The organism is Streptomyces sp. DSM 42067 (genome assembly GCF_055792885.1).
The window spans coordinates 2,315,400-2,339,869 of the sequence record NZ_CM147706.1 but is presented as its reverse complement, the minus strand read 5'-3'; the positions used below and the strand labels follow the sequence as shown (position 1 = coordinate 2,339,869).

The 24,470-nt window shown below is 69.7% G+C and carries 16 protein-coding genes, 2 rRNA genes and 1 pseudogene; 15 read left to right on the top strand and 4 right to left on the bottom strand.

The genetic code is table 11. The features are described from left to right. The first annotated feature begins 188 nt into the window (after nucleotides 1-188). From ACSMXV_RS10995 to ACSMXV_RS10980, 4 genes and pseudogenes are all read left to right on the top strand, one after another. A 23S ribosomal RNA gene (locus tag ACSMXV_RS10995) occupies nucleotides 189-3,311 on the top strand. Nucleotides 3,312-3,415: 104 nt separating this feature from the next. Further along, nucleotides 3,416-3,532, top strand: a 5S ribosomal RNA gene (gene rrf, locus ACSMXV_RS10990). Between the two features lie 98 nt (nucleotides 3,533-3,630). Continuing rightward, a pseudogene (locus tag ACSMXV_RS10985) lies at nucleotides 3,631-4,434 on the top strand (tetratricopeptide repeat protein); the annotation flags it as partial. 480 nt (nucleotides 4,435-4,914) lie between these two features. Further along, nucleotides 4,915-5,769, top strand: coding sequence for a tetratricopeptide repeat protein (locus ACSMXV_RS10980; RefSeq protein WP_473178888.1), 855 nt, complete (start codon nucleotides 4,915-4,917; stop codon nucleotides 5,767-5,769). 79 nt (nucleotides 5,770-5,848) lie between these two features. Here ACSMXV_RS10980 and ACSMXV_RS10975 read toward each other — a convergent pair whose 3' ends face one another. Beyond that, a complete protein-coding gene (locus ACSMXV_RS10975) occupies nucleotides 5,849-7,198 on the bottom strand; it encodes a DUF1015 family protein (RefSeq protein ID WP_473177470.1) in 1,350 nt (449 codons plus the stop codon). A 72-nt stretch (nucleotides 7,199-7,270) separates the two neighbouring features. Here ACSMXV_RS10975 and ACSMXV_RS10970 point away from each other — a divergent pair, with 72 nt between their 5' ends. From ACSMXV_RS10970 to ACSMXV_RS10955, 4 genes are all read left to right on the top strand, one after another. After that, nucleotides 7,271-8,305, top strand: a complete 1,035-nt coding sequence (locus ACSMXV_RS10970) for an HAD hydrolase-like protein (protein ID WP_473177469.1) — start codon at nucleotides 7,271-7,273, stop codon at nucleotides 8,303-8,305. A 78-nt stretch (nucleotides 8,306-8,383) separates the two neighbouring features. Next, nucleotides 8,384-9,427: a FecCD family ABC transporter permease gene (locus ACSMXV_RS10965; RefSeq protein WP_473177468.1), complete on the top strand. Its 1,044-nt coding sequence runs from the start codon at nucleotides 8,384-8,386 to the stop codon at nucleotides 9,425-9,427. A gap of 92 nt (nucleotides 9,428-9,519) precedes the next feature. Then, entirely contained in the window at nucleotides 9,520-10,551 is a 1,032-nt protein-coding gene (locus ACSMXV_RS10960) for a FecCD family ABC transporter permease (protein WP_473178887.1), read from the top strand. Between the two features lie 131 nt (nucleotides 10,552-10,682). Further along, nucleotides 10,683-11,537, top strand: a complete 855-nt coding sequence (locus ACSMXV_RS10955; RefSeq protein ID WP_181660950.1) for an ABC transporter ATP-binding protein — start codon at nucleotides 10,683-10,685, stop codon at nucleotides 11,535-11,537. Here ACSMXV_RS10955 and ACSMXV_RS10950 read toward each other — a convergent pair. Then, nucleotides 11,521-11,868, bottom strand: a complete 348-nt coding sequence (locus ACSMXV_RS10950; RefSeq protein ID WP_473177467.1) for an SCP2 sterol-binding domain-containing protein — start codon at nucleotides 11,866-11,868, stop codon at nucleotides 11,521-11,523. The two genes, ACSMXV_RS10955 and ACSMXV_RS10950, sit on opposite strands and share 17 nt — an antisense overlap. 42 nt (nucleotides 11,869-11,910) lie before the next feature. Here ACSMXV_RS10950 and ACSMXV_RS10945 point away from each other — a divergent pair, with 42 nt between their 5' ends. The 6 genes from ACSMXV_RS10945 (at nucleotide 11,911) to ACSMXV_RS10920 (ending at nucleotide 18,292) form a co-directional block, all read left to right on the top strand. Then, nucleotides 11,911-12,342, top strand: a complete 432-nt coding sequence (locus ACSMXV_RS10945; protein ID WP_473177466.1) for a hypothetical protein — start codon at nucleotides 11,911-11,913, stop codon at nucleotides 12,340-12,342. Between the two features lie 7 nt (nucleotides 12,343-12,349). Continuing rightward, entirely contained in the window at nucleotides 12,350-13,165 is an 816-nt protein-coding gene (locus ACSMXV_RS10940) for a TlyA family RNA methyltransferase (RefSeq protein WP_473177465.1), read from the top strand. Then, a complete protein-coding gene (locus tag ACSMXV_RS10935; protein WP_181867209.1) occupies nucleotides 13,162-14,067 on the top strand; it encodes an NAD kinase in 906 nt (301 codons plus the stop codon). Before ACSMXV_RS10940 ends, ACSMXV_RS10935 begins: the two co-directional genes overlap by 4 nt. Nucleotides 14,068-14,312: 245 nt before the next feature. Continuing rightward, nucleotides 14,313-16,040 carry a DNA repair protein RecN gene (gene recN, locus ACSMXV_RS10930; protein ID WP_473178886.1) on the top strand — a complete coding sequence of 576 codons (1,728 nt, stop codon included), beginning with the start codon at nucleotides 14,313-14,315 and terminating at the stop codon, nucleotides 16,038-16,040. A gap of 90 nt (nucleotides 16,041-16,130) precedes the next feature. Then, nucleotides 16,131-16,940 carry a hypothetical protein gene (locus ACSMXV_RS10925; RefSeq protein WP_473177464.1) on the top strand — a complete coding sequence of 270 codons (810 nt, stop codon included), beginning with the start codon at nucleotides 16,131-16,133 and terminating at the stop codon, nucleotides 16,938-16,940. A gap of 215 nt (nucleotides 16,941-17,155) precedes the next feature. Continuing rightward, nucleotides 17,156-18,292 carry a glycosyltransferase family 4 protein gene (locus ACSMXV_RS10920; RefSeq protein ID WP_473177463.1) on the top strand — a complete coding sequence of 379 codons (1,137 nt, stop codon included), beginning with the start codon at nucleotides 17,156-17,158 and terminating at the stop codon, nucleotides 18,290-18,292. Nucleotides 18,293-18,328: 36 nt separating this feature from the next. Here ACSMXV_RS10920 and ACSMXV_RS10915 read toward each other — a convergent pair whose 3' ends face one another. Both ACSMXV_RS10915 and ACSMXV_RS10910 read right to left on the bottom strand, forming a co-directional pair. Beyond that, complete coding sequence (locus ACSMXV_RS10915; RefSeq protein ID WP_473177462.1) at nucleotides 18,329-20,071, bottom strand: PucR family transcriptional regulator; 1,743 nt, start codon at nucleotides 20,069-20,071, stop codon at nucleotides 18,329-18,331. A 408-nt stretch (nucleotides 20,072-20,479) separates the two neighbouring features. After that, a complete protein-coding gene (locus ACSMXV_RS10910; protein WP_473178885.1) occupies nucleotides 20,480-22,243 on the bottom strand; it encodes a glycoside hydrolase family 15 protein in 1,764 nt (587 codons plus the stop codon). 489 nt (nucleotides 22,244-22,732) lie between these two features. Here ACSMXV_RS10910 and ACSMXV_RS10905 point away from each other — a divergent pair, with 489 nt between their 5' ends. Continuing rightward, nucleotides 22,733-24,415 (top strand): CTP synthase, encoded by a 1,683-nt coding sequence (locus ACSMXV_RS10905; protein ID WP_181867214.1) that lies wholly within the window; start codon nucleotides 22,733-22,735, stop codon nucleotides 24,413-24,415. Nucleotides 24,416-24,470 lie beyond the last annotated feature (55 nt).

The following is a 24,470-nucleotide window of genomic DNA, read 5'->3' as shown; positions in this document are numbered from 1 at the left end:
GTACTGCTCTTTGAGCGTGGAACGTTGAGGGGAGCGGGGAGTGTGTCGGGCACGCTGTTGGGTGTCTGAGGGCACGGGCTGAATGCTCGTTCCTTCGGTATGCCGGCCCCGGTAAAGATCCGTTTCGGCGGGTTGTGACGGGTGGTTGGTCGTTGTTTGAGAACTGCACAGTGGACGCGAGCATCTGTGGCCAAGTTTTTAAGGGCGCACGGTGGATGCCTTGGCACCAGGAACCGATGAAGGACGTGGGAGGCCACGATAGTCCCCGGGGAGTCGTCAACCAGACTTTGATCCGGGGGTTTCCGAATGGGGAAACCCGGCAGTCGTCATGGGCTGTCACCCATGCCTGAACACATAGGGCATGTGGAGGGAACGCGGGGAAGTGAAACATCTCAGTACCCGCAGGAAGAGAAAACAACCGTGATTCCGGGAGTAGTGGCGAGCGAAACTGGATGAGGCTAAACCTTGTATGTGTGAGACCCGGCAGGGGTTGCATGCAGGGGGTTGTGGGATCTCTTTTCTACGGTCTGCCGGCCGTGGGACGAGTCAGAAACCGTTGATGTAGGCGAAGGACATGCGAAAGGTCCGGCGTAGAGGGTAAGACCCCCGTAGTCGAAACATCAGCGGCTCGTTTAAGAGACACCCAAGTAGCACGGGGCCCGAGAAATCCCGTGTGAATCTGGCGGGACCACCCGCTAAGCCTAAATATTCCCTGGTGACCGATAGCGGATAGTACCGTGAGGGAATGGTGAAAAGTACCCCGGGAGGGGAGTGAAATAGTACCTGAAACCGTGTGCCTACAAGCCGTGGGAGCGTCGGACAAGCACTTGTGCTTGTCTCGTGACTGCGTGCCTTTTGAAGAATGAGCCTGCGAGTTTGCGGTGTGTTGCGAGGTTAACCCGTGTGGGGAAGCCGTAGCGAAAGCGAGTCCGAATAGGGCGATATAGTAGCGCGCTCAAGACCCGAAGCGGAGTGATCTAGCCATGGGCAGGTTGAAGCGGCTGTAAGAGGTCGTGGAGGACCGAACCCACCAGGGTTGAAAACCTGGGGGATGACCTGTGGTTAGGGGTGAAAGGCCAATCAAACTCCGTGATAGCTGGTTCTCCCCGAAATGCATTTAGGTGCAGCGTCGTGTGTTTCTTGCCGGAGGTAGAGCACTGGATAGGCGATGGGCCCTACCGGGTTACTGACCTTAGCCAAACTCCGAATGCCGGTAAGTGAGAGCGCGGCAGTGAGACTGTGGGGGATAAGCTCCATGGTCGAGAGGGAAACAGCCCAGAGCATCGACTAAGGCCCCTAAGCGTACGCTAAGTGGGAAAGGATGTGGAGTCGCAGAGACAACCAGGAGGTTGGCTTAGAAGCAGCCACCCTTGAAAGAGTGCGTAATAGCTCACTGGTCTAGTGATTCCGCGCCGACAATGTAGCGGGGCTCAAGCGTACCGCCGAAGTCGTGTCATTGCAGTACATACCCCCAACGGGGACTGTGATGGGTAGGGGAGCGTCGTGTGCCGGGTGAAGCCGCGCCGGAAGGCAGTGGTGGACGGTTCACGAGTGAGAATGCAGGCATGAGTAGCGATACACACGTGGGAAACGTGTGCGCCGATTGACTAAGGGTTCCTGGGTCAAGCTGATCTGCCCAGGGTAAGTCGGGACCTAAGGCGAGGCCGACAGGCGTAGTCGATGGATAACCGGTTGATATTCCGGTACCCGCTGTGAAGCGTCAAACATCGAATCCAGTGATGCTAAGCCCGTGAAGCCGCCCTGATCTCTTCGGAGTTGAGGGGAGTGGTGGAGCCGGTGACCCGAGCTGGTAGTAGGTGAGTGATGGGGTGACGCAGGAAGGTAGTCCATCCCGGGCGGTGGTTGTCCCGGGGTAAGGGTGTAGGCCGAGTGGTAGGTAAATCCGCCGCTCATCAAGGCTGAGACCTGATGCCGAGCCGATTGTGGTGAAGTGGATGATCCTATGCTGTCGAGAAAAGCCTCTAGCGAGTTTCATGGCGGCCCGTACCCTAAACCGACTCAGGTGGTCAGGTAGAGAATACCGAGGCGTTCGGGTGAACTATGGTTAAGGAACTCGGCAAAATGCCCCCGTAACTTCGGGAGAAGGGGGGCCACACTTGGTGATCCAATTTACTTGGTGAGCTGGGGGTGGCCGCAGAGACCAGCGAGAAGCGACTGTTTACTAAAAACACAGGTCCGTGCGAAGCCGTAAGGCGATGTATACGGACTGACGCCTGCCCGGTGCTGGAACGTTAAGGGGACCGGTTAGTCATGATTCGTCATGGCGAAGCTGAGAACTTAAGCGCCAGTAAACGGCGGTGGTAACTATAACCATCCTAAGGTAGCGAAATTCCTTGTCGGGTAAGTTCCGACCTGCACGAATGGCGTAACGACTTCTCGACTGTCTCAACCATAGGCCCGGTGAAATTGCACTACGAGTAAAGATGCTCGTTTCGCGCAGCAGGACGGAAAGACCCCGGGACCTTTACTACAGTTTGATATTGGTGTTCGGTTCGGCTTGTGTAGGATAGCTGGGAGACTTTGAGACTCGGACGCCAGTTCGGGTGGAGTCGTCGTTGAAATACCAGTCTGGTCGTGCTGGATGTCTAACCTGGGTCCGTGATCCGGATCAGGGACAGTGTCTGATGGGTAGTTTAACTGGGGCGGTTGCCTCCTAAAGAGTAACGGAGGCGCCCAAAGGTTCCCTCAGCCTGGTTGGCAATCAGGTGTTGAGTGTAAGTGCACAAGGGAGCTTGACTGTGAGACCGACGGGTCGAGCAGGGACGAAAGTCGGGACTAGTGATCCGGCGGTGGCTTGTGGAAGCGCCGTCGCTCAACGGATAAAAGGTACCCCGGGGATAACAGGCTGATCTTCCCCAAGAGTCCATATCGACGGGATGGTTTGGCACCTCGATGTCGGCTCGTCGCATCCTGGGGCTGGAGTCGGTCCCAAGGGTTGGGCTGTTCGCCCATTAAAGCGGTACGCGAGCTGGGTTTAGAACGTCGTGAGACAGTTCGGTCCCTATCCGCTGTGCGCGTAGGAGTCTTGAGAAGGGCTGTCCCTAGTACGAGAGGACCGGGACGGACGAACCTCTGGTGTGCCAGTTGTTCTGCCAAGGGCATGGCTGGTTGGCTACGTTCGGGAGGGATAACCGCTGAAAGCATCTAAGCGGGAAGCCTGCTTCGAGATGAGGACTCCCACCCACTTGATGGGGTAAGGCTCCCAGTAGACGACTGGGTTGATAGGCCAGATATGGAAGCCCAGTAATGGGTGGAGTTGACTGGTACTAATAGGCCGAGGGCTTGTCCTCAGTTGCTCGCGTCCACTGTGTTAGTTCTGAGGCAACGACCGTTGCCGGCTTTGAGTAGAACATCCAACTGAAGAGTGTGCTTGTTCGCTCGAAACCAATAGGGTTTCGGTGGTCATAGCGTGAGGGAAACGCCCGGTTACATTCCGAACCCGGAAGCTAAGCCTTTCAGCGCCGATGGTACTGCAGGGGGGACCCTGTGGGAGAGTAGGACGCCGCCGAACAATCTTTGGAGGACCTCTGGTCCCAGCGTTCATGCTGGGACCAGAGGTCCTTTTTGTTTTTCCAAGCGCGCACTGAGTAGCCGGGTGCGCAAGAATGAATGCGGTACCGCAGACAGGAGCCACCGATGTCCACCAACTCTCCCGACGATCGACCGGAGCGCGACCAGCGCCGCCGGGACAGTGGTGACCGCGGCGGATACCGCGGGGAACCGCGCCGCGACGGTGATCGTGGTGGCTATGGAGACCGCGGGGGCTATGGCCGCCGTGACGACCGCGACCGTGGCGGCCGGCGCTTCGGTGAGCGCGGCGACGACCGCAGGGACGACCGGCGCGAGGGCGACCGCGGTGATCGTGGCGGCTTCCGTCGTGACGACCGGCGGGACGACCGACGTGGCGGTTTCCGACGCGATGACGACCGCGGTGGCTTCCGCCGTGATGACCGCCGTGACGTTCGGCGTGATGACCGTCGTGACGGCGAGCGCGGCGAGCAGCGTGGCGACCGTGGTGGGTTCCGTCGCGACGACAGCCGCGGAGGCGGTTACCGCCCCCGTGACGACCGCAGGGACGACCGCGGTGGACGTCCTGCGTTCCGTCGTGACGACCGGCCTGGCGGGTCGCGTCGTGAGGAGCGTCGCGACGACCGTGAGGGCGGCGTCCGCAGGGACGGCGACAGGCAGGGCTTCCGTCGCGATGACCGGCGGGACGAACGGCGTGAGGGTCATCGCGGTGACCGTGGTGGCTTCCGCCGTGACGACCGGCGGGACGACCGCCGCGATGGTGATCGTGGCGGTTTCCGGCGGGACGACCGGCGCGATGGTGACCGTGGCGGTTTCCGCCGTGACGACCGGCGCGACGGCGACCGCGGTGGTTTCCGGGGCCGTGATGACCGGCGGGACGACCGGCGTGACGGCGACCGTGGAGGCTTCCGACGCGATGACGACCGCGGTGGTTTCCGGCGTGATGACCGCCGTGACGTTCGGCGTGATGACCGTCGTGACGGCGAGCGCGGCGAGCAGCGTGGCGACCGTGGTGGGTTCCGTCGCGACGACAGCCGCGGAGGCGGTTACCGCGGACGCGACGAACGAGGCCGCGACGAACGAGGCCGCGACGAACGAGGCCGTGACGAACGAGGCCGTGACGAACGAGGCCGTGACGAACGAGGCCGTGACGACCGAGGCCGTGACGACCGCGCACGCGACGACCGCGGACGTGGCCCGCGTCGGGACGACAGTCGCGGCCGCCCCGGTGGCTTCCGTCGCGACGATCGCAGGGACGACCGCCGTGACGACCGGCGCGGCGGCGGCCGGTTCCGTGATGAGCGCGGCCGTGACGAGCGCGGTCGGGACCGCGACAGGGACCGTGACCGCGAGCCCATCAAGCGGCTGCCGATCCCCGAGGACGTCACGGGCGACGAGATCGACAAGGACGTACGGCAGGAGCTGCAGAGCCTGCCCAAGACCCTTGCCGAAGACGTCGCCAGGAACCTGGTGATGGTGGCCCGGCTCATCGACGAGGACCCCGAGGGCGCCTACGCGTACGCGAAGGTCGCGCTGCGGCTCGCCTCGCGTGTCGCCGCCGTACGCGAGGCTGCCGGCTTCGCCGCGTACGCGAACCAGATGTTCAGCGAGGCGCTCGCCGAGTTCCGGGCCGCGCGCAGGATGACCGGCCACGTGGAGCTCTGGCCCGTGATGGCCGACTGCGAGCGTGGTCTCGGGCGGCCCGAGAAGGCGCTCGACATGGCCGGTGCGCCCGAGGTGCACAAGCTCGACAAGGCCGGTCAGGTCGAGATGCGGCTCGTGGCAGCCGGTGCCCGGCGTGACATGGGGCAGCTCGACGCGGCCATCGTCACGCTGCAGAGCCCCGAGCTGGCCTCCAACTCCGTGCAGCCCTGGACCGCGCGTCTGCGCTACGCGTACGCCGACGCGCTGCTCGCGGCCGGACGTGAGTCCGAGGCGCGCGAGTGGTTCGCGAAGGCCGTCGAGTCGGACAAGGACGGCAGCACGGACGCCTCCGACCGGCTGGCCGAGCTGGACGGCGTCGAGTTCGTCGATGCTCTTGACGAGGAGGGGGACGAGGTCGTCGAGCGCGAATACGAGGGCGAGGCTGACTCGGACGAGCCCCAGGACGAGGTCACGCCCGAGGGCACGCCCGAGACCCTTACCGAGTCGCAGGACGACGAGGACGACGAGAAGACGGCGGGCAGCCCCGAAGCCGACTCAAAGGGCGAACAGGTCTGACGGAGCGCAGCTCGTAGGGGCGGGATCCCGGTAGGGGTCCCGCCCTTCGGCTTTGTGCGCGCGACGCCGAGTCCGCGCCTCAGTGCGTCAAGCTGCGCAGCACCAGCCCCGTCGCCGGTTTCGGCCCGAACGACGTGGACTTGCGCGGCATCGTGACGCCCTGCTGGGCGAGATCGCGTACGACGTCCTCGTGGACCGGATGCATCAGGACGGCCGTTCCGCCGTCGCGTTCCGCCTTGGCGATCGTGGCTGTCGTGTCGTGTATGTACGCGATGTGTTCCGGGGTGTCCGGGATCTGCCAGATGTGGTCGAGCAGGGTCGAGTGCAGGACCGTCGCGTCGAGGGCGCGCCAGGCTTTGGGGCGGTTCCGTGGGACCGTCGCGTCCAGGAGGTCGGGAGACAGGCGGTCGACGAGGTGGAAGCGGCCGCTTTCGGCGCCTGTCGCCAGGCCCGCACCCTCGCCTGCCAGGAGGAACGCGTTGCCCTCGCTCGCGGCCTCCGCCAGGGCGTCCAGTGCGTACGGCAGGGGGCCCTCGACCGTGCGTACGCGGACAGAGCCCGAGTGGCTGTCGAGGGCCCTGAGCGCTTCGGAGAGCGGCAGACGGTGCAGGAGGCGGTGGATCGCCCGGACGCGCAGCGGGTAGCGCGCCGTGTCCACCAGGAGGACCAGGCCGAAGTCCCAGGGGCCCGGGGACGGGTGTTCGGCGCGCAGCCGCAGGTACGTCGCCCAGCGGTGGTGGCCGTCAGCGATCACGGCCTGGTGACGGGCGAGATCCGACCGGATTTCGTCCACGTCGGCCGGGTCGGTCACGGCCCACAGGCGGTGGCTGAAGCCGTCCTCTGTGGTCGTGGCGAGCAGTGGCGGGCTCAGGACGGTGCGCTCGACGACGGCGGAGGTGCTGCCGTTTCCGTTGACGCCTGTCGTGCCCTGCGCGGTGCCGTTGCCGCGGTACGTCAGCAGCAGCGGCTCCAGATTGGCGGCCGTCGCGCGCATCAGGGCCGCACGGTCCGCGACGATGTGCGGCATGACGTCCTCGTGCGGGAGGACGATGCCTTCCGCCGCCTCCGTCAGGCGCAGCGCGCCGATGACGCCGCGCTGCAGCACGTCGCCGCTGTGCTGCTCGTAGACGTACAGGCCGGGCTCGGGGTCGGGCGCGAGGATGCCTTCCGACAGCCAGCGGGCGAGGGTGTCGGCGGCCTGCTCGTTGCGGGTCTCGGGGCCGTTCTGGGGAAGGATCAGCCGGACGATGTTGTGCGGGTCGGCGGACTCCAGGTGGTGCAGGCCGTCGGGCCGGACGACCACGTCGTACGGCGGTGAGGTGACGGCGGCCAGGCTGCGGACCCGCCCGGGGACATACCGCACGCCCCGGAAGGGGATCAGGTCGAGGCCGCCCGCTGCTGGAGGTGCCGCGTGGCCTGCAATGTTCATTGCTGCATCGTATGTGTGTCAGTGGCATGCGGGATGATCGGGGGAGTGGGACCGAACGAGGAGAGATGCGTAATGAGCCAGACCGTCCCGACCCCCAGGACGCGGCCCGAGGGAAGCCCGCGGGCGCTGAGCGAGGCGTACGACACGGCGCTGCTCGACCTGGACGGGGTGGTGTACGCGGGCGGGCACGCGATCGTCCACGCGGTGGAGTCGCTCGGCCGTGCGCGTGACGGCGGGATGCACCTCGCGTACGTGACCAACAACGCGCTGCGTACGCCGGACGCCGTGGCCGCGCATCTGACGGAGCTCGGGATTCCGGCATCGGCCTCGGACGTCATCACGTCGGCGCAGGCCGTGGCCCGGCTCATCAGCGATCAGGTGCCCCAGGGCGCGCGGGTGCTGGTGGTCGGCGGTGACGGGCTGCGGGTGGCGCTGCGGGAGCGGGGTCTTGAGCCGGTGGAGTCGGCGGACGACGATCCGGTGGCGGTGGTGCAGGGGTACGGGGGACCTGAGCTGCCCTGGGGGCGGTTCGCGGAGGCCTGTTACGCGATCGCGCGCGGCGTGCCGTGGTTCGCGTCCAACACCGATCTCACCATCCCGAGCGCCCGCGGCATCGCGCCGGGCAACGGGGCGGCGGTCGAGGTCGTACGGATCGCCACGGGTGCGGAGCCCCAGGTCGCCGGCAAGCCGCTTCCGCCCATGCACAGGGAGACGATCCTGCGGACGGGGGCCGAGCGGCCGCTGGTCGTCGGGGACCGGCTGGACACGGACATCGAGGGCGCGTTCAACGGGGGTGTGGACTCGCTGCTCGTCCTGACGGGGGTGACGGACGGCGCCCAGCTGCTGGCCGCCGTGCCGGAGCACCGGCCGACGTTTGTCGACACCGATCTCCGGGGGCTGCTCACCGGGCAGCCGGAGGTCGTCGCGGACAGTGGAGGGTTCCGCTGCGGCGGCTGGACGGCGAGGGCGGGGGAGGAGCTGGAGCTGGACGGTGGCGGTGAGGCAGTCGACGGACTGCGGGCGCTGTGTGCGGCGGCCTGGACGGTGGCCGGGGACGGAGCTTGCCGTCTTGACGGGGCGAAGGCGCTGGCGCGGCTGGGGCTTTGAGCAAGTCCAAGCGCCGAGGGTGAGTTGAGAGGGGGACGGAGGATCGAGAGGAATAGCAGGGTAGGCTAACCTAACCGGGTGTTGGTCGACAGTCCTCCCGAACAGCGCGCGGAGACCGCTCCCGCGCCCCCCAATCGCCGGGCGATACGTGCCGCCGGGCTTCTCGTCTCGCTCGGTGTGCTGCTGGCCGTCGCCGTGGCGAGCATCGCGATAGGCGCCAAACACCTGCCCGTGGACCAGGTATGGCACGGTCTGTTCCAGGACTCGGGGACGTACAGCGACGTCGTCGTCCGCGAGCGGCTGTCCCGTACCGTGCTGGGACTGCTCGTGGGGGCGGCGCTCGGACTGGCGGGGGCCGTCCTGCAGGCGCTCACCCGTAATCCGCTGGCGGATCCCGGACTCCTCGGCATCAATGCGGGAGCCTCGGCCGCGGTCGTCACCGCCATCACCTTCTTCGGGGTCACCTCACTGACCGGGTATGTGTGGTTCGCCTTCGCCGGGGCCGCCATCGTCGGCGTGCTGGTCTACTCGCTGGGCGGCAGCCGCGGCGCCACGCCCGTGCGGCTCGCGCTCGCCGGTACCGCGCTCACCGCGGCGCTCAGCGGCTATCTGCAGGCCGTCATGATCATGGACAATGCGGCGCTCGGCAAGATGCGCTTCTGGACGGTCGGTTCCCTGGGGTCGGCCACCAACGCGACCATCATGCAGGTCCTGCCGTTCCTCGCCGTGGGTACGGTGCTCGCGCTGGGCCTCGCCCGGCCGCTCAACGCCGTGGCCATGGGTGACGACACCGCCCGTGCACTGGGTGCCCACCTGACCCGGACCCGCGCGCTGTCCATGATCGCCGCCACCCTGCTCTGCGGGGCCGCGACGGCCGCCTGCGGGCCGATCGCGTTCGTCGGACTGATGGTGCCGCACGCGGTGCGCTCCTTCACCGGGCCCGATCTGCGCTGGATCCTGCCGTACGCGGCCGTGCTCTCGCCCGTGCTGCTGCTCGGTGCCGATGTGATCGGCCGGATCATCGCACGGCCCGCCGAGCTCCAGGTCGGCATCGTCACCGCGGTCATCGGCGGCCCGGTCTTCATCTATCTCGTACGACGGCGGAGGACGGCGCAGCTGTGAAGCCCACACGTAGCCAGGTCACCGGGTCCGCAGCCGGCGGGGGCAGCGGTTCCCCAGCTCGAGGGTCCAGCGGGTCCGCATCCGCGCAGCCGCTGCGCATCCGGGCAGTTCGTTCCCGCGGGCTCTCCGTCCGGCTGGACATCCGCGCGCTCACGGTCGTCGTGCTGCTGAGCGTGGCCGCACTCGTGGCGAGCGTCGTGCTCATCGGCACCGGCGACTTCCCCATACCCGCCGCCGATGTGATCCGTACGCTCATGGGGAACGGCGACGCCGGACAGGAGTTCATCGTCAACGAACTGCGGCTGCCGCGCGTCCTCGTGGGACTGCTCGTGGGTGCCGCGCTCGGGCTCGGCGGGGCGCTGTTCCAGTCCATCTCCCGCAACCCGCTGGGCAGTCCGGACGTGCTCGGCCTCGGACAGGGGTCGACCGCGGGGGCGCTCATCATGATCGTCCTGTTCAAGGGCAGCGCGTTCCAGGTCGCCGGGGGATCGCTCGCCGGCGGCCTTCTGACCGGTCTTGCCATCTATGTGCTCGCCTGGAAGCGAGGGGTGCACGGCTACCGGCTGGTCCTGGTCGGCATCGGTGTGTCGGCCGTCGTCACGGCCGTCAACGGCTATCTGCTCACGAAGGCCGATCTCGTCGACGCGGCCCGGGCCGTCGTATGGATGACCGGCTCCCTCAACGGCCGTGGCTGGGAACAGGTCTGGCCGCTGCTCACGCTGTGCGCCGTGCTCGTACCGCTCGTCCTCGCCAACGCGCGGCCGCTGCGCATGCTGGAGATGGGCGACGACGTCGCGTACGCGCTCGGGGTGCGCGTCGAACGTACGCGGATGCTGCTCATGCTGTCCGCGGTGCTGCTCACCGCGTCCGCGACCGCCGCCGCGGGGCCCGTGAGCTTCGTCGCGCTCACCGCGCCGCAGCTCTCGAGGCGCCTGACGCGCTCGCCCGGCCCCAACCTGGTGCCCGCGATGTGCATGGGCGCCGCCCTGTTGATCGTCGCGGACTGGGCCTCGCAGCGGGCGTTCGGCGCTGACCAGCTGCCCGTCGGCGTGGTGACGGGAGTGGTCGGCGGTGTCTATCTGCTGTGGCTGCTCGTCACGGAGCGTAAGGCGGGACGGATATGACGAGCGCGCCGCCCGGGCAGCCGGTCTCCCGGCTGCCGGTTTCCCGGCTGCCGGTTTCCCGGCTGCCGGTTTCCCGGCAGTCGGCATCCCGGCAGTCGGCATCCCGGCCCCTCGTATCCCGGCCGACGGACATGAAGACCACCTCTAGGAGTGCCTCAGTGAACCGGCTCATCGCCGACGACGTCACCCTCGGCTACGACCAGCGCGTCATCGCGGAGAAGCTGTCGGTGGAGATACCCGACAACTCGTTCACCGTCATCGTGGGGCCCAACGCCTGCGGCAAGTCCACGCTGCTGCGGGCGCTGTCACGGATGCTCAAGCCGGCGCACGGCCGGGTGCTGCTCGACGGGCAGGTCATCCAGTCGATGCCCGCGAAGAAGGTGGCCCGTACGCTCGGTCTGCTGCCGCAGTCGTCGATCGCGCCGGACGGGATCACGGTCGGCGACCTGGTCGCGCGGGGGCGCTACCCGCACCAGGGCCTGCTGCGTCAGTGGTCGTCCGACGACGAGCGGATCGTGCGTGAGTCGATGGAGTCGACGGGCGTCGCCGATCTGGCGGACCGCTATGTCGACGAACTGTCCGGCGGTCAGCGTCAGCGCGTCTGGATCGCCATGGCACTCGCCCAGCAGACGCCTCTGCTGCTTCTGGACGAGCCGACGACATACCTGGACATCCAGCACCAGATCGATGTACTCGACCTCTGCGCAGAACTCCACGAGGAGCAGGGGCGGACGCTGGTCGCGGTGCTGCACGACCTCAACCACGCGGCCCGGTACGCCACCCACCTCATCGCCCTGCGGGGCGGCGAGGTCATCGCGGAGGGCGCGCCGTCCGACATCGTGACCGCGGACCTCGTCGAGCGGGTGTTCGGGATGCGGTGCCAGGTCATCGACGACCCGGAGACCGGTACGCCGCTGGTGGTGCCGGCGGCACGGAGGCGGCGGGCAACCGCGACGAGCGGCGGTGCGGTTACAACAGGCTCCTGAGGCGGAACAGGTCGAACAGGCCCGCCTCCAGCTTCACCCTGCCGGACCCCCAGGCCTTCGCGAAGTTCAGCTCGCCGTTGACGAGGGCGACCAGGTCGTCGCCGGTCATGGCGAGCCGGATCTGAGCCTTCTCCGGCGGGCCGCCCTGCAGCGTGTCCAGCACCTCGATCCGGCCGCCCTTGAGGCGGCCGGTGAAGGTGATGTCCAGGTCGGTGATATGGCAGCTCAGCGAGCGGTCCAGCTCCGCCGCCTTGCGTACGGCACCATCGGCGCCCGCCATGTTGTCGGAGAGCTTCTCGAGCGCGCTGAGGCACTCCTCATTCGTGGCCATCGCGATCGACGGTACCCCAGCGCTTCGCGGTAGCGTCAGGGCATGAACGACTCAGTGCCGGGGGCCACCGACGTGACGCCTGAGACACACGGCGACGTAACCCATGAGACCCGTGAGACTCATGCGGCCGATGAGGCGGTTCCGGCAGAGACGTACGAGCCGTCCGGTCCCGCCCCCCTCGGCGTTCCCCGCACCCCCACCGGCAACGCCGACGTCGACGCGCAGCTGGAGCGGCTGGCCGACGCCGACCACCTCGCCACGGACGGGCACGTCGAGGTGTACGAGGATGTACACCGCGGGCTGCGCGACGCGCTGACCGCGCTCGACGCGCGCCCGGGACTTCCCGGGCCGCCCGGACCACCGGGACCGCGCGGACCCTCGGGACCTCCCCCAAGCTCTCGGCTTGGCTCGAGCAGGGAGGACCCCCATGGATCCCCGGCCTCCTACGGCAATACCTACGGACACAGGAGCTGAACCGAACGTGGCAGGAGTCGCACGCCGCCGCCTCGACGCCGAGCTGGTGCGCCGCAAGCTCGCCCGCTCACGCGAGCATGCGAGCCAGCTGATCGCCGCCGGGCGCGTGACGGTCGGCGGCAACACCGCGACCAAGCCCGCCACGCAGGTGGAGACCGCCGCGGCCATCGTCGTCGTGAAGGACGACAGCGACCCCGACTACGTCTCGCGCGGCGGCCACAAGCTCGCGGGCGCCCTGAAGGCCTTCGTACCGCTCGGCCTGGAGGTGGAGGGGCGGCGCGCGCTGGACGCCGGTGCGTCCACGGGCGGCTTCACCGATGTCCTGCTGCGGGCGGGGGCGGCTCAGGTCGTCGCCGTCGACGTCGGGTACGGACAACTTGCCTGGTCGCTCCAGAGCGATGAACGCGTCATCGTCAAGGACCGTACGAACGTACGCGAGTTGACGCTGGACGCGATCGATGGGGAGCCCGTGGACCTGGTGGTCGGTGATCTGTCCTTCATCCCGCTCGGCCTGGTGCTGCCCGCCCTGGTGCGGTGCGCGGCGCCCGACGCGGACCTGGTGCTGATGGTCAAGCCGCAGTTCGAGGTCGGCAAGGAGCGGCTGGGCAGCGGAGGCGTCGTACGCAGCCCGGAGCTGCGGGCCGAAGCGGTACGCGGAGTGGCGCGGCAGGCCGCCAAGCTCGGGCTCGGCGTGCGGGGCGTCACGGCGAGTCCGCTGCCGGGTCCTTCGGGGAACGTCGAGTACTTTCTGTGGCTGCGTGCCGGGGCGCCCGACCTAGACCCGGCCGATGTCGACCGAGCAGTGGCGGAGGGGCCGCGGTGACCGAGACCGGACGTACGGTGTTCCTGCTCGCCCACACGGGGCGGCCCGCGGCCATCCGCAGCGCCGAACTCGTCGTGAAGGGGCTGCAGCGCTGCGGCCTGGGCGTGCGCGTACTGGAGTCGGAGGCCGCCGACCTGCCGCCGCTCCCGCCCTCCGTCGAGCTGGTGCCGGAGGCCACGCCCGAGGCCCTCGACGGCTGTGAGCTGCTGATCGTGCTCGGCGGCGACGGGACGCTGCTGCGCGGCGCCGAGTTCGCCCGGGCCTCGGGTGTGCCGATGCTCGGCGTCAACCTCGGGCGCGTCGGGTTCCTCGCGGAGGCCGAGCGGGACGACCTGGAGAAGGTGGTCGACCGGGTGGTGACGAAGGAGTACGAGGTCGAGGAGCGCATGACCGTCGACGTCGTCGTGCAGAGCAACGGCGACATCGTGCACACGGACTGGGCCCTCAACGAGGCCGCCGTGCAGAAGATGTCGGCGGAGCGGATGCTCGAGGTCGTCCTCGAGATCGACGGGCGGCCGGTGACGGGCTTCGGCTGCGACGGCATCGTGTGCGCGACACCCACCGGGTCGACGGCGTACGCGTTCTCGGCCGGCGGGCCCGTGGTGTGGCCGGAGGTCGAGGCGCTGCTCATGGTGCCGATCAGTGCGCACGCGCTGTTCGCCAAGCCGCTCGTGACCTCGCCGGATTCGGTGCTTGCCGTCGAGGTGCAGACGCATACGCCGCACGGGGTGCTGTGGTGTGACGGGCGGCGGACGCTGGAACTGCCGCCGGGGGCGCGGGTTGTGGTGAGCCGGGGGGCGGTGCCGGTGCGGTTGGCTCGGTTGCACCATGCCTCGTTCACGGATCGGTTGGTCGCGAAGTTCGCGTTGCCGGTTTCTGGGTGGCGCGGGGCGCCGCATTAGCCCTGCGGGCGGCTCTTGGTGTCCCTAGGCGCTGTGCTTTTTCGGGGCACCCGCCGTCGTGGGCTGTGCCCACCCGTTCCGCCCTGCGGAACGTATGCCCACAGCGGTCGGAGCGCCTGCCCACAGCGGTGGGGTCCTCCAGCGGGTGATATAGGACTTCGCTACCTGCGGGTTCTCGGGAGTGGGGCAGGGGCCGTCGCACAGCCGGGCCTCGACCTCGTAAGGTCTTGTCCGTGTTGGAGGAGATGCGGATACGGTCGCTCGGAGTCATCGACGACGCGGTCGTCGAGCTGTCGCCCGGTTTCACCGCCGTGACGGGCGAGACCGGTGCGGGCAAGACGATGGTGGTCACCAGCCTCGGCCTGCTGCTCGGCGGGCGCGCGGACGCCGCCCTCGTGCGGATCGGCGCCAAGTCGGCGGTCGTCGAGGGGCGGGTCACCGTACCCGCGGACTCGTCCGCCCTCGTGCGGGCCGAGGAGGCGGGCGCCGAGCTCGACGACGGGGCGCTGCTGATCAGCCGTACGGTCTCCGCCGAGGGGCGGTCGCGGGCGCATCTGGGCGGACGCTCCGTGCCCGTGGGGGTGCTGGCCGAACTCGCCGACGAGCTCGTCGCCGTGCACGGCCAGACCGATCAGCAGGGGTTGCTCAAGCTGTCCCGGCAGCGGCAGGCGCTCGACCGGTACGCGGGCGACGCGGTCGCCGTGCCGCTCGCCAAGTACACGGCGGCGTACCGCAGGCTGCGTGCCGTCACCGCGGAACTCGACGAAATCACCACGCGCGCGCGGGAGCGTGCGCAGGAAGCCGACATGCTGCGCTTCGGCCTCGACGAGATCGCGGGCGTCGAGCCGCGCGCCGGCGAGGACACCGAGCTTGCCGCCGAGGCGGAGCGGCTGGGCCACGCGGAGGCCCTCGCCTCCGCCGCCACGGCCGCACACGCCGCGCTCGCGGGCAATCCCGAGGACCCCGAGGGCGTCGACGCCACGACGCTCGTCGCGGGCGCTCACCGGGCGCTGGAGGCCGTTCGTTCCCACGACCCCGCTCTCGCCGGGCTCGCCGAGCGGATCGGCGAGATCGGGATCCTGCTGGGCGATGTGGCGGGGGAGCTCGCCGGGTACGCCGACGACCTCGACGCCGACCCGCTGCGGCTCGCCGCCGTGGAGGAGCGGCGGGCCGCACTCACCCAGCTCACGCGCAAGTACGGCGAGAACATCGACGCGGTGCTCGCCTGGGCCGAGCAGAGCGCCGTCCGGCTCACCGAACTCGAGGGTGACGACGAGCGGATCGGTGAGCTGACGGCGGAGCGGGATGCTCTGCGCGACGAACTGGCGGGGCTCGCCGAGGCGTTGACGGAGGCCCGCGCGGAGGCCGCTGAGCGGTTCGGCGCCGCGGTCACCGCCGAGCTCGCCTCCCTCGCGATGCCGCACGCGCGCGTGACGATCGACATCCGGCAGACCGAGGTGGCCGAGGACGGGGACGGCGTCGAGGTCGGTGGGCGGACCGTCGCGTACGGGCCCACGGGCGTCGACGAGGTCGAACTGCTGCTCGCCCCGCACCCGGGCGCGCCGCCGCGGCCCATCGCCAAGGGCGCATCGGGTGGTGAGCTGTCGCGCGTGATGCTCGCTGTCGAGGTGGTCTTCGCGGGCACCGACCCCGTGCCGACGTACCTCTTCGACGAGGTCGACGCGGGTGTCGGCGGCAAGGCCGCGGTCGAGATCGGCCGCCGGCTCGCCAAGCTCGCAAAGTCGGCGCAGGTCGTGGTCGTCACGCACCTTCCGCAGGTGGCGGCCTTCGCTGATCGCCAGCTCCTCGTGGAGAAGACGAACGACGGTTCCGTGACCCGGTCGGGGGTCAAGGTCCTGGAGGGCGAGGACCGCATCCGCGAGCTCTCCCGGATGCTGGCCGGCCAGGAGGACTCGGAGACGGCTCGGGCACATGCCGAGGAGCTGCTGGCCACGGCGCGGGCGGACGGTTAGCCGGCAGGGCTTCGCCGGGCACCGCCGTGCCGGTGCGCGCCCTGTGCCCGCGTCGCCGGTCGGCACGCCGGTCTCCGTAAGGTGACGGGCATGATCGGAAGGTTCGGCAGGGCTGTCGCGTTCGGGCTTGGCGCGGGAGCCACGCGCGCTGTCTACGGGGAGTTGCTGCGACGTTCGCCCGGGGGTGCGTCGCGGTGGGAGCGTACGAACTACGCCGGGCGCACCGTGCATCTGGGAGCCGGGCCTGCGGTTGCCGTGGGGGCCGCTCTCGGCGCGCTGCCTGCCCGTACCAGGGGCGCCGCCGCGTTGGCCGTACTGGCGGCCGGGGCGTGCGGGGCGTACGACGACGTCGCCGGCGCCGGGGACACCCGACGCGGGTTCCGTGCGCATCTGTCCGCGCTCCGCGACCGTGAGGTGACCAGCGGGGCCGTCAAGCTGTTCGGTATCTCGGCGGCCGGGCTCGCCGCCGGGGCGCTGCTCAAGGAGCGGCCCGTGGACCGGTTCCTGGCGGGCATGGTGATCGCCGGCACTGCGCACTTCGTCAACCTTGTGGACGTGCGGCCTGGAAGGGCCACTGCCGCGGTACTCACCCTGGGCGCACCAGGACTGCTCAGGAAGGGGCCGGCCGGGGTGCTGTCCGCGGCATCCGTCGGGGCGGCCGCCGCCGTGCTTCCCGACGACGTCGCCGAGCGCACGATGATCGGCGATGCCGGAGCGCATGCGCTGGGTGCGGCGCTGGGTGCCGCGATCGTCGCGGGCAACGGCCGCGCGGGCCTCGCGGCGCATGCGGCCGGGCTGGTCGCGGCGGCGGTGTACGGCGACAAGGTGAGCGAGCTTGCGCGGCAGGTGGGAGAGACGGATCAGAGGACGTGGAAGGGGGCGCCGACAGTAGTGGGTTGATTCGGTTTTCAGACCAAAGCGGCCACGCCGTCGCCCAATTGGGTGATCCAATAGCGGCGTGTTGCCCGCTCCGACACGGTGGTGGTCATCGGTCGGTGCCGGAACGTCCGTACGGGCTGGCATCCTTGAGGCTGTACGTCAACCCATCACGCCCCGCCACTCAGGCAGTACGACCCTTCACCGCCGTCCCACGCCGCCCCAGGAGCCCGGCCACCGTGAGCAGCCACACACCGCACGGCAACTCGCCGCTGCGCACCGTGCAGGTGCTCGGCGGGGGCAGCGGGGGCAGCAGCGTCCACGTCCGCTCACTCGCCGCCGGCCTTGTCGCCAGGGGCGTGCGGGTCACCGTGTGCGCCCCCACCGAGGTCGCACGAGGGCTCGGTTTCCGGGACGTCGGCGCCCAGCACATCCCCCTACCGCGCCGCAGCGATCCGGCGTCCGTGGCGGCACTACGCCTGGCCTGCGCGGATGCCGACCTGGTGCATGCGCACGGGCTGAACGCGGCCGTCCGTGCCGCCCTCGCCCTCAGCGGCCGCCGCACCCCGCTCGTCGTCACCTGGCACACCCGCACACACGCCGAGGGGGCGCGCGCCCACCTTCTGCGCCTGCTCGAACGCCGGGTCGCCAGGTCGGCTTCGGTCGTGCTCGGCACGTCGTCGGACCTCGTCGACCGGGCCCGCCGCAGGGGTGCGCGTGACGCACGGCTCGCGGCCGTCGCGTTCCCCGGGCCCCGGCGGGCGGAGGGCTCGGCGGGTGCCGAGGAGGACGCCGACCGGCCGCATCACAAGGCACGCGCCGAACTCGGCGCCGTCGACCGGCCGTTGCTCATGGCTGTCGGCGCGCTCGAACGACACCGGGGCTACGAGACGCTGCTGGACGCCACGCGCGCGTGGCGGCACCTCGACCCCGTACCGCTCGTGGTCATCGCCGGAGAGGGGCAGTTGCGGGGTGCGCTGCAGAGGCGTATCGAGGACGAGGGGCTGCCCGTACGCATCCTCGGCCGACGTGACGACGTACCGGAACTGCTCGCGGCCGCCGACATCGCCCTGCTGCCCAGCCCTTGGGAGGCAGGCTCCGTCCTCGCCCAGGAAGCGCTCCACGCGCGCGTGCCGCTTGTCGCGACAGCCGTGGGCGGCGTGCCCGACCTTGTCGGGGACGCCGCGGAACTCGTCCCGCCCTGCGACGCGGAGGCGCTCGCGGACGCGGTCGGGCGCCTCCTCGCCGACCCCGGGCGAAGGGAACAGCTCAGGGCGCTGGGCGAGGCCCAGGCGGCGACCTGGCCGACGGAGGACGAGACGGTCGCTCAAGTCCTCAGCGTCTATGACGAGTTGACGGGGACGCTGACGACATAGCGAGCGTCGGCCGGCGAAGGGTTCAGGCCAACAGCGTCATGGTGCATACCTCCGGGCCCGCAGCGCCAGGCTCAGAGCCAGCACCGTCTGCGGGTCGTCCAGGTCCGTGCCGAGGAGTTCGCCGATACGGGCCAGACGGTTGTAGAGGGTCTGCCGGTTGAGGTGGAGTTCGCGGGCCGTCTCCGCCTTGCGGCCCGCATGGGCCAGATAGGTCTCCAGCGTCGGCAGGAGCGGCGGCTTCGAGCGGCGGTCGTGGTCACGCAGGGGCCCGATCGCGCGGTCGACGAACGCCGCGAGGTCCGGGTGGTCGCGCAGACGCCACAGCAGCAGGTCGATGTCCAGACGCCGCGCGTCGTACCACGGGCGGTCGGGCAGGCCCTGCGCCGCCGTCGCCGTCTCCGCGGCATGCCGCAGCCCCGCCGATGCGGCCGCCCAGCCGCCCGCAACCCCGACCACCACGACCGGCGGCTGCCCGCCGGCCCGCTGCATGCCCGCCCGCTCCACGCCGGCCCGCAGCGCCGCCGCGACCCGGTCCGCGACGGCCGTGCGCTCGGACTCGGAGCGCAGAGCCAGCAGCAGCGGCACACGCCCCTCGACCGGGCGTACACCGAGCAGCACCGGCACGCCCACCGACGCCAGTTCCTCCGCGACGGCACGCGCCAGGACCGCCCAGCCGCCGCCCGGCGAGAGCCCGGCATGCCCGTCCGGGAACCGCATCACCACGGGGAGCAGCGGCGCCTCGCCGGGCTTGAATCCCAGCACCCTCGCCTGCGCCGGGGCGTCCTCGGCCGCGATGCGGCCCTCCGCGAGATCGGTGAGGAAGTCGCCGCGGCCGCGCGCGGCCAGCTCTTCCTCCTGGCGGGCCTGCATCAGGACGACGGCGAGGATGCCCGCGGCGCGCTCCGCCGCGATCCGGTGTACGGGCGCGGTCGGGTTGGCGACCGCGAGCATCACGAGCCGGGCACGCACCGAGCCGGTCGTGACCGGCGCACCGCCGGGACCACCACCCCCGGGCCCGGCTCCCAGCCCGCTGCCGCCCGGGCCGGTCCCCAGACCACCGCTGCCCAGCCCTCCGCCGCCGGGGCCGCCCCCCGGCACGTCGACGATCACGGCACTGGCAGGCGGCCCCTGCTCCCGGGCGGCCTCACGAGCCGCCCGGCCGCCCCGCAGCCCGTCCCACACCTGCAGCGGATCCGTCCCCGCCGGCCCGGTCCCGGCGGCGTACAGGAGCTGCCCCTCCGGCGTCTCCAGGAACACCGGGTTGCCGCTGAACTCCGCCAGGATGCTCAGCACCTGGGGCACCCCGCCGCCGCCCAGCAGCGCCTCGGTGCACCGCCGGTGCACCTCCTCGGCCTGCTGGTGCAGCGCGTAGTGGAAGTTGACGATCTCGGTGTGCACCTCTTCGGTGACCGCCACGAACGGCACCTCGCGATGCAGCTGCACCAAGGGCAGACCGACCGCCCGCGCGGTCTCCACGACGGCCGCGGGGAGGCGCGTGAAGCGGGGGCCGAGTTCGACGACGAGCGCCGCGATGCCGCGCTCGGCGAGCCGCCGTACGAAACCGCGCTGTTCGGCGGGGCGGCTGCCGAGCCCGAGCCCCGTGGTCAGCAGGAGCTCGCCCCCCTTGAGCAGCGAGGCGATGTTGGGTGCCTCGCCCGCGTGCACCCAGCGGACGGTGCGCTGCAGCCGGTCGGCTCCGGCGAGGACCTCCGGAAGCCCGCTGCGCAGCCCCGGCAGCTCGAGTGCCCGCTGCACGGTGATACCGCCCTGCGTCTCCATTTGCCGGACGTTACCCGGGCTCGTGTTCCGAGGACATCTCCCTCTCGTCACACCGGGCCGCACCAGGCCTTACCGTGCGACATCTCGTCGTCCGCGCGCGGGAAACCGCGACCTCGTGTCGCTTGTGGCGTTCGTCATGCGGGCGCCGTCCTTGCCCCTCCGCGCGACGGCGCCGGTTCGATCTCCGACGTTCCACCGAAGGCCAAGGCCGGGTACCCCGAGCGGTACGAGAGCATCGGGCGGATCGTGCTGGACGATGCGGCGGAACGGGCGGAGGACGACGCAGAGGAGACGCCCGAGGCTGCGGCCACTCCTGCCTGAGCGCCTACGTCCGGTCCCTCACGGGCGCGTACGGGGCCTCGGCTGCCGTACGCGCCCACCTGCCTGTCGGGACCCCCCGTAAGCCCTTCAGCCCCCGTACGCCCCGGAAGCCGTCAGCCGCAGCGCCGTGTCGATCAAAGGCACGTGGCTGAACGCCTGCGGGAAGTTGCCCACCTGCCGCTGCAGCTTCGGGTCCCACTCCTCCGCCAGCAGGCCCAGGTCGTTCCGCAGGGACAGCAGCTTCTCGAAGAGGCGGCGGGCCTCGTCCACGCGGCCGATCATCGCCAGGTCGTCCGCCATCCAGAAGGAGCAGGCGAGGAAGGCGCCCTCGTCGCCCGCCAGGCCGTCCACGCCCGCGTCGTCGCCCGCGGTGGGGTAGCGCAGGATGAAGCCGTCCGGGGTCGACAGCTCGCGCTGGATGGCCTCGATGGTGCCGATGACCCGCTTGTCGTCGGGGGGCAGGAAGCCCATCTGGGGAATCAGGAGCAGCGAGGCGTCGAGCTCCTGCGAGCCGTAGGACTGGGTGAAGGTGTTGCGCTCCTTGTCGTAGCCCTTCTCGCAGACGTCGCGGTGGATGTCGTCGCGCAGCTCGCGCCACTTGTCCACCGGGCCGTCCACGTCGCCCGACTCGATGAGCTTGATCGTGCGGTCGACGGCGACCCAGGCCATCACCTTGGAGTGCACGAAGTGGCGGCGCGGGCCGCGCACCTCCCAGATGCCCTCGTCCGGCTCGTCCCAGTGGTCCTCGAGGTAGTGGATCAGCTTGAGCTGGAGCAGGGACGCGTAGTCGTTGCGGGACAGGCCCGTCATATGGGCCAGGTGCAGGGCCTCGGTGACCTCGCCGTAGACGTCGAGCTGCAGCTGGTTCGCGGCGCCGTTGCCGACCCGGACCGGGGCGGAGTTCTCGTATCCGGGGAGCCAGTCGAGCTCCGCCTCGCCCAGCTCGCGCTCGCCCGCGATGCCGTACATGATCTGCAGGTTCTCGGGGTCCCCTGCGACCGCGCGCAGCAGCCACTCGCGCCAGGCGCGCGCCTCCTCGCGGTAGCCGGTGCGCAGCAGCGAGGAGAGGGTGATCGCCGCGTCCCGCAGCCAGGTGTAGCGGTAGTCCCAGTTGCGGACGCCGCCGATGTGCTCCGGGAGGGAGGTCGTCGGCGCCGCGACGATGCCGCCGGTCGGCGCGTACGTCAGGGCCTTCAGGGTGATCAGGGAGCGGACGACCGCCTCACGGTACGGGCCGTGGTACGTACAGTGCGCCACCCACTCCTTCCAGAACTCCTCGGTCGCCTCCAGCGACTGCTCGGGCTCCGGCAGGCCCGGCGGCTCCTTGTGGGAGGGCTGCCAGGAGATGGTGAAGGCGACGCGCTCACCGGGGGCCACCGTGAAGTCGCAGTACGTCGTGAGGTCCTTGCCGTACGTCTCGACGGGGGTGTCGAACCAGACCGAGTCGGGGCCCGCGACGGCGACCGTACGGCCGTCGATCTTGTGCACCCAGGGAGTGATGCGCCCGTACGAGAACCGCATGCGCAGGGCCGAGCGCATCGGGACGCGGCCGCTGACGCCCTCGACGATGCGGATAACCTGGGGGGCTCCGTCACGAGGGGGCATGAAATCGGTCACACGGACCGTGCCGCGTGGTGTGTCCCACTCGGAGTCGAGGATCAGCGAGTCGCCGCGGTAGGTGCGACGGTTCGCGGTCGGGGGCTCGGCGCCTGCCGGGACCGCCGGTCCGAGGCGCCAGAAACCGTGTTCCTCCGTGCCGAGCAGGCCCGCGAAGATGGCATGCGAATCGAAGCGGGGCAGGCACAGCCAGTCGACCGTGCCGTCCCGGCAGACCAGGGCGGCGGTCTGCATGTCTCCGATTAGTGCGTAGTCCTCGATGCGCCCGGCCACGTACGTCTCCAGTCAAACGGCCACAGCGCCCTCAGGGGGCGCTCGCTCTGCGGTGAAGGGGGAAACCGATCTTCAACAACTGACTGACGAGCTCTTGTTCCGGGCGACGGGCTGGGGTGTGCCGTTTGCCGGGCTGACTCGGCAGCGAATGTCCGAGCAGGATACGACGCACGGTAGGTCCCCGCGTGCCGCACTGGTCAACCGTAATGAGCCGAAAGAGTGGGCGCGGGGTGACGTCTGTGGCGGACCGTGTGCGAACGGTGTGCGGAGCGTGGCCGGGAGCAGTCACGCCTCGCCGCTGATACCCTGGTAGCCCGTGGACCGGTGGGCATTCTCCGGCGTTGCGAGACCCCCGAACCGCAGCGACGGCACCCCGGAATTCCGATCTCCCGGAATCCGAGAAAGCCGGCACGCAATTCAGACCGCGACCACGGGAGTTCCGCCTTGGCCATGCCGAATCGATCCTCGTCACCCTCGACGACCAAGCACATCTTCGTCACCGGGGGCGTCGCCTCCTCCCTCGGCAAGGGCCTCACCGCCTCCAGCCTGGGCGCGCTGCTCAAGGCGCGTGGGCTTCGGGTCACGATGCAGAAGCTCGACCCGTACATCAACGTCGACCCCGGCACGATGAACCCCTTCCAGCACGGTGAGGTGTTCGTCACCAACGACGGCGCCGAGACCGACCTGGACATCGGTCACTACGAGCGCTTCCTGGACGTGGACCTCGACGGGTCCGCGAACGTCACCACCGGCCAGGTCTACTCGACGGTGATCGCCAAGGAGCGGCGCGGTGAGTACCTGGGCGACACCGTGCAGGTCATCCCGCACATCACCAACGAGATCAAGCACCGCATCCGCCGTATGGCGACCGACGACGTCGACGTCGTGATCACCGAGGTCGGCGGCACGGTCGGCGACATCGAGTCGCTGCCGTTCCTGGAGACCGTCCGCCAGGTCCGCCACGAGGTCGGCCGCGACAACGTCTTCGTCGTGCACATCTCGCTGCTGCCCTACATCGGCCCGTCCGGCGAGCTGAAGACCAAGCCGACCCAGCACTCGGTCGCGGCCCTGCGCAACATCGGTATCCAGCCGGACGCCATCGTGCTGCGCGCCGACCGCGACGTGCCCACCTCCATCAAGCGCAAGATCTCGCTGATGTGCGACGTCGACGAGACCGCGGTCGTGGCCTGCGTCGACGCCAAGTCGATCTACGACATCCCGAAGGTGCTGCACACCGAGGGCCTGGACGCCTACGTCGTGCGCAAGCTCGACCTGCCGTTCCGCGATGTCGACTGGTCGACCTGGGACGACCTGCTCGACCGCGTCCACAAGCCCGAGCACGAGGTGTCGCTCGCGCTCGTCGGTAAGTACATCGACCTGCCCGACGCCTATCTGTCGGTCACCGAGGCGCTGCGCGCGGGCGGCTTCGCCAACAAGACCCGCGTCAAGATCAAGTGGGTCACCTCTGACGACTGCAAGACCCCGGCGGGCGCCGCCGAGCAGCTCTCGGACGTCGACGCGATCTGCGTCCCCGGCGGCTTCGGCGACCGCGGCGTCAGCGGCAAGGTCGGCGCCATCCGGTACGCCCGCGAGAACAAGATCCCGCTGCTCGGCCTCTGCCTCGGCCTGCAGTGCATCGTGATCGAGGCCGCCCGCAACCTCGCGGACATCCCCGACGCCAACTCCACCGAGTTCGACGCCGCGACCGGCCACCCGGTGATCTCCACCATGGCGGAGCAGCTCGACATCGTCGCCGGTGAGGGCGACATGGGCGGCACCATGCGGCTCGGTATGTACCCGGCGAAGCTCGCCGAGGGCTCGATCGTGCGCGAGGTGTACGGCGGCAAGGAGTACGTCGAGGAGCGTCACCGCCACCGCTACGAGGTGAACAACGCCTACCGCGCGGAGCTGGAGAAGAAGGCCGGCCTGCAGTTCTCCGGCACCTCGCCGGACGGCAAGCTCGTCGAGTACGTCGAGTACTCGCGCGACGTCCACCCGTACCTGGTCGCGACCCAGGCGCACCCCGAGCTGCGCTCCCGTCCGACCCGGCCGCACCCGCTCTTCGCCGGCCTCGTCAAGGCGGCCGTCGAGCGCCAGCAGGCCGCCGGCAAGACGGGCAAGACCGGGAAGTAACACAAGGGCGATACGGTTGCCGGGGTACGCGCTTTTGAGCGACGTGCCCCGGTTT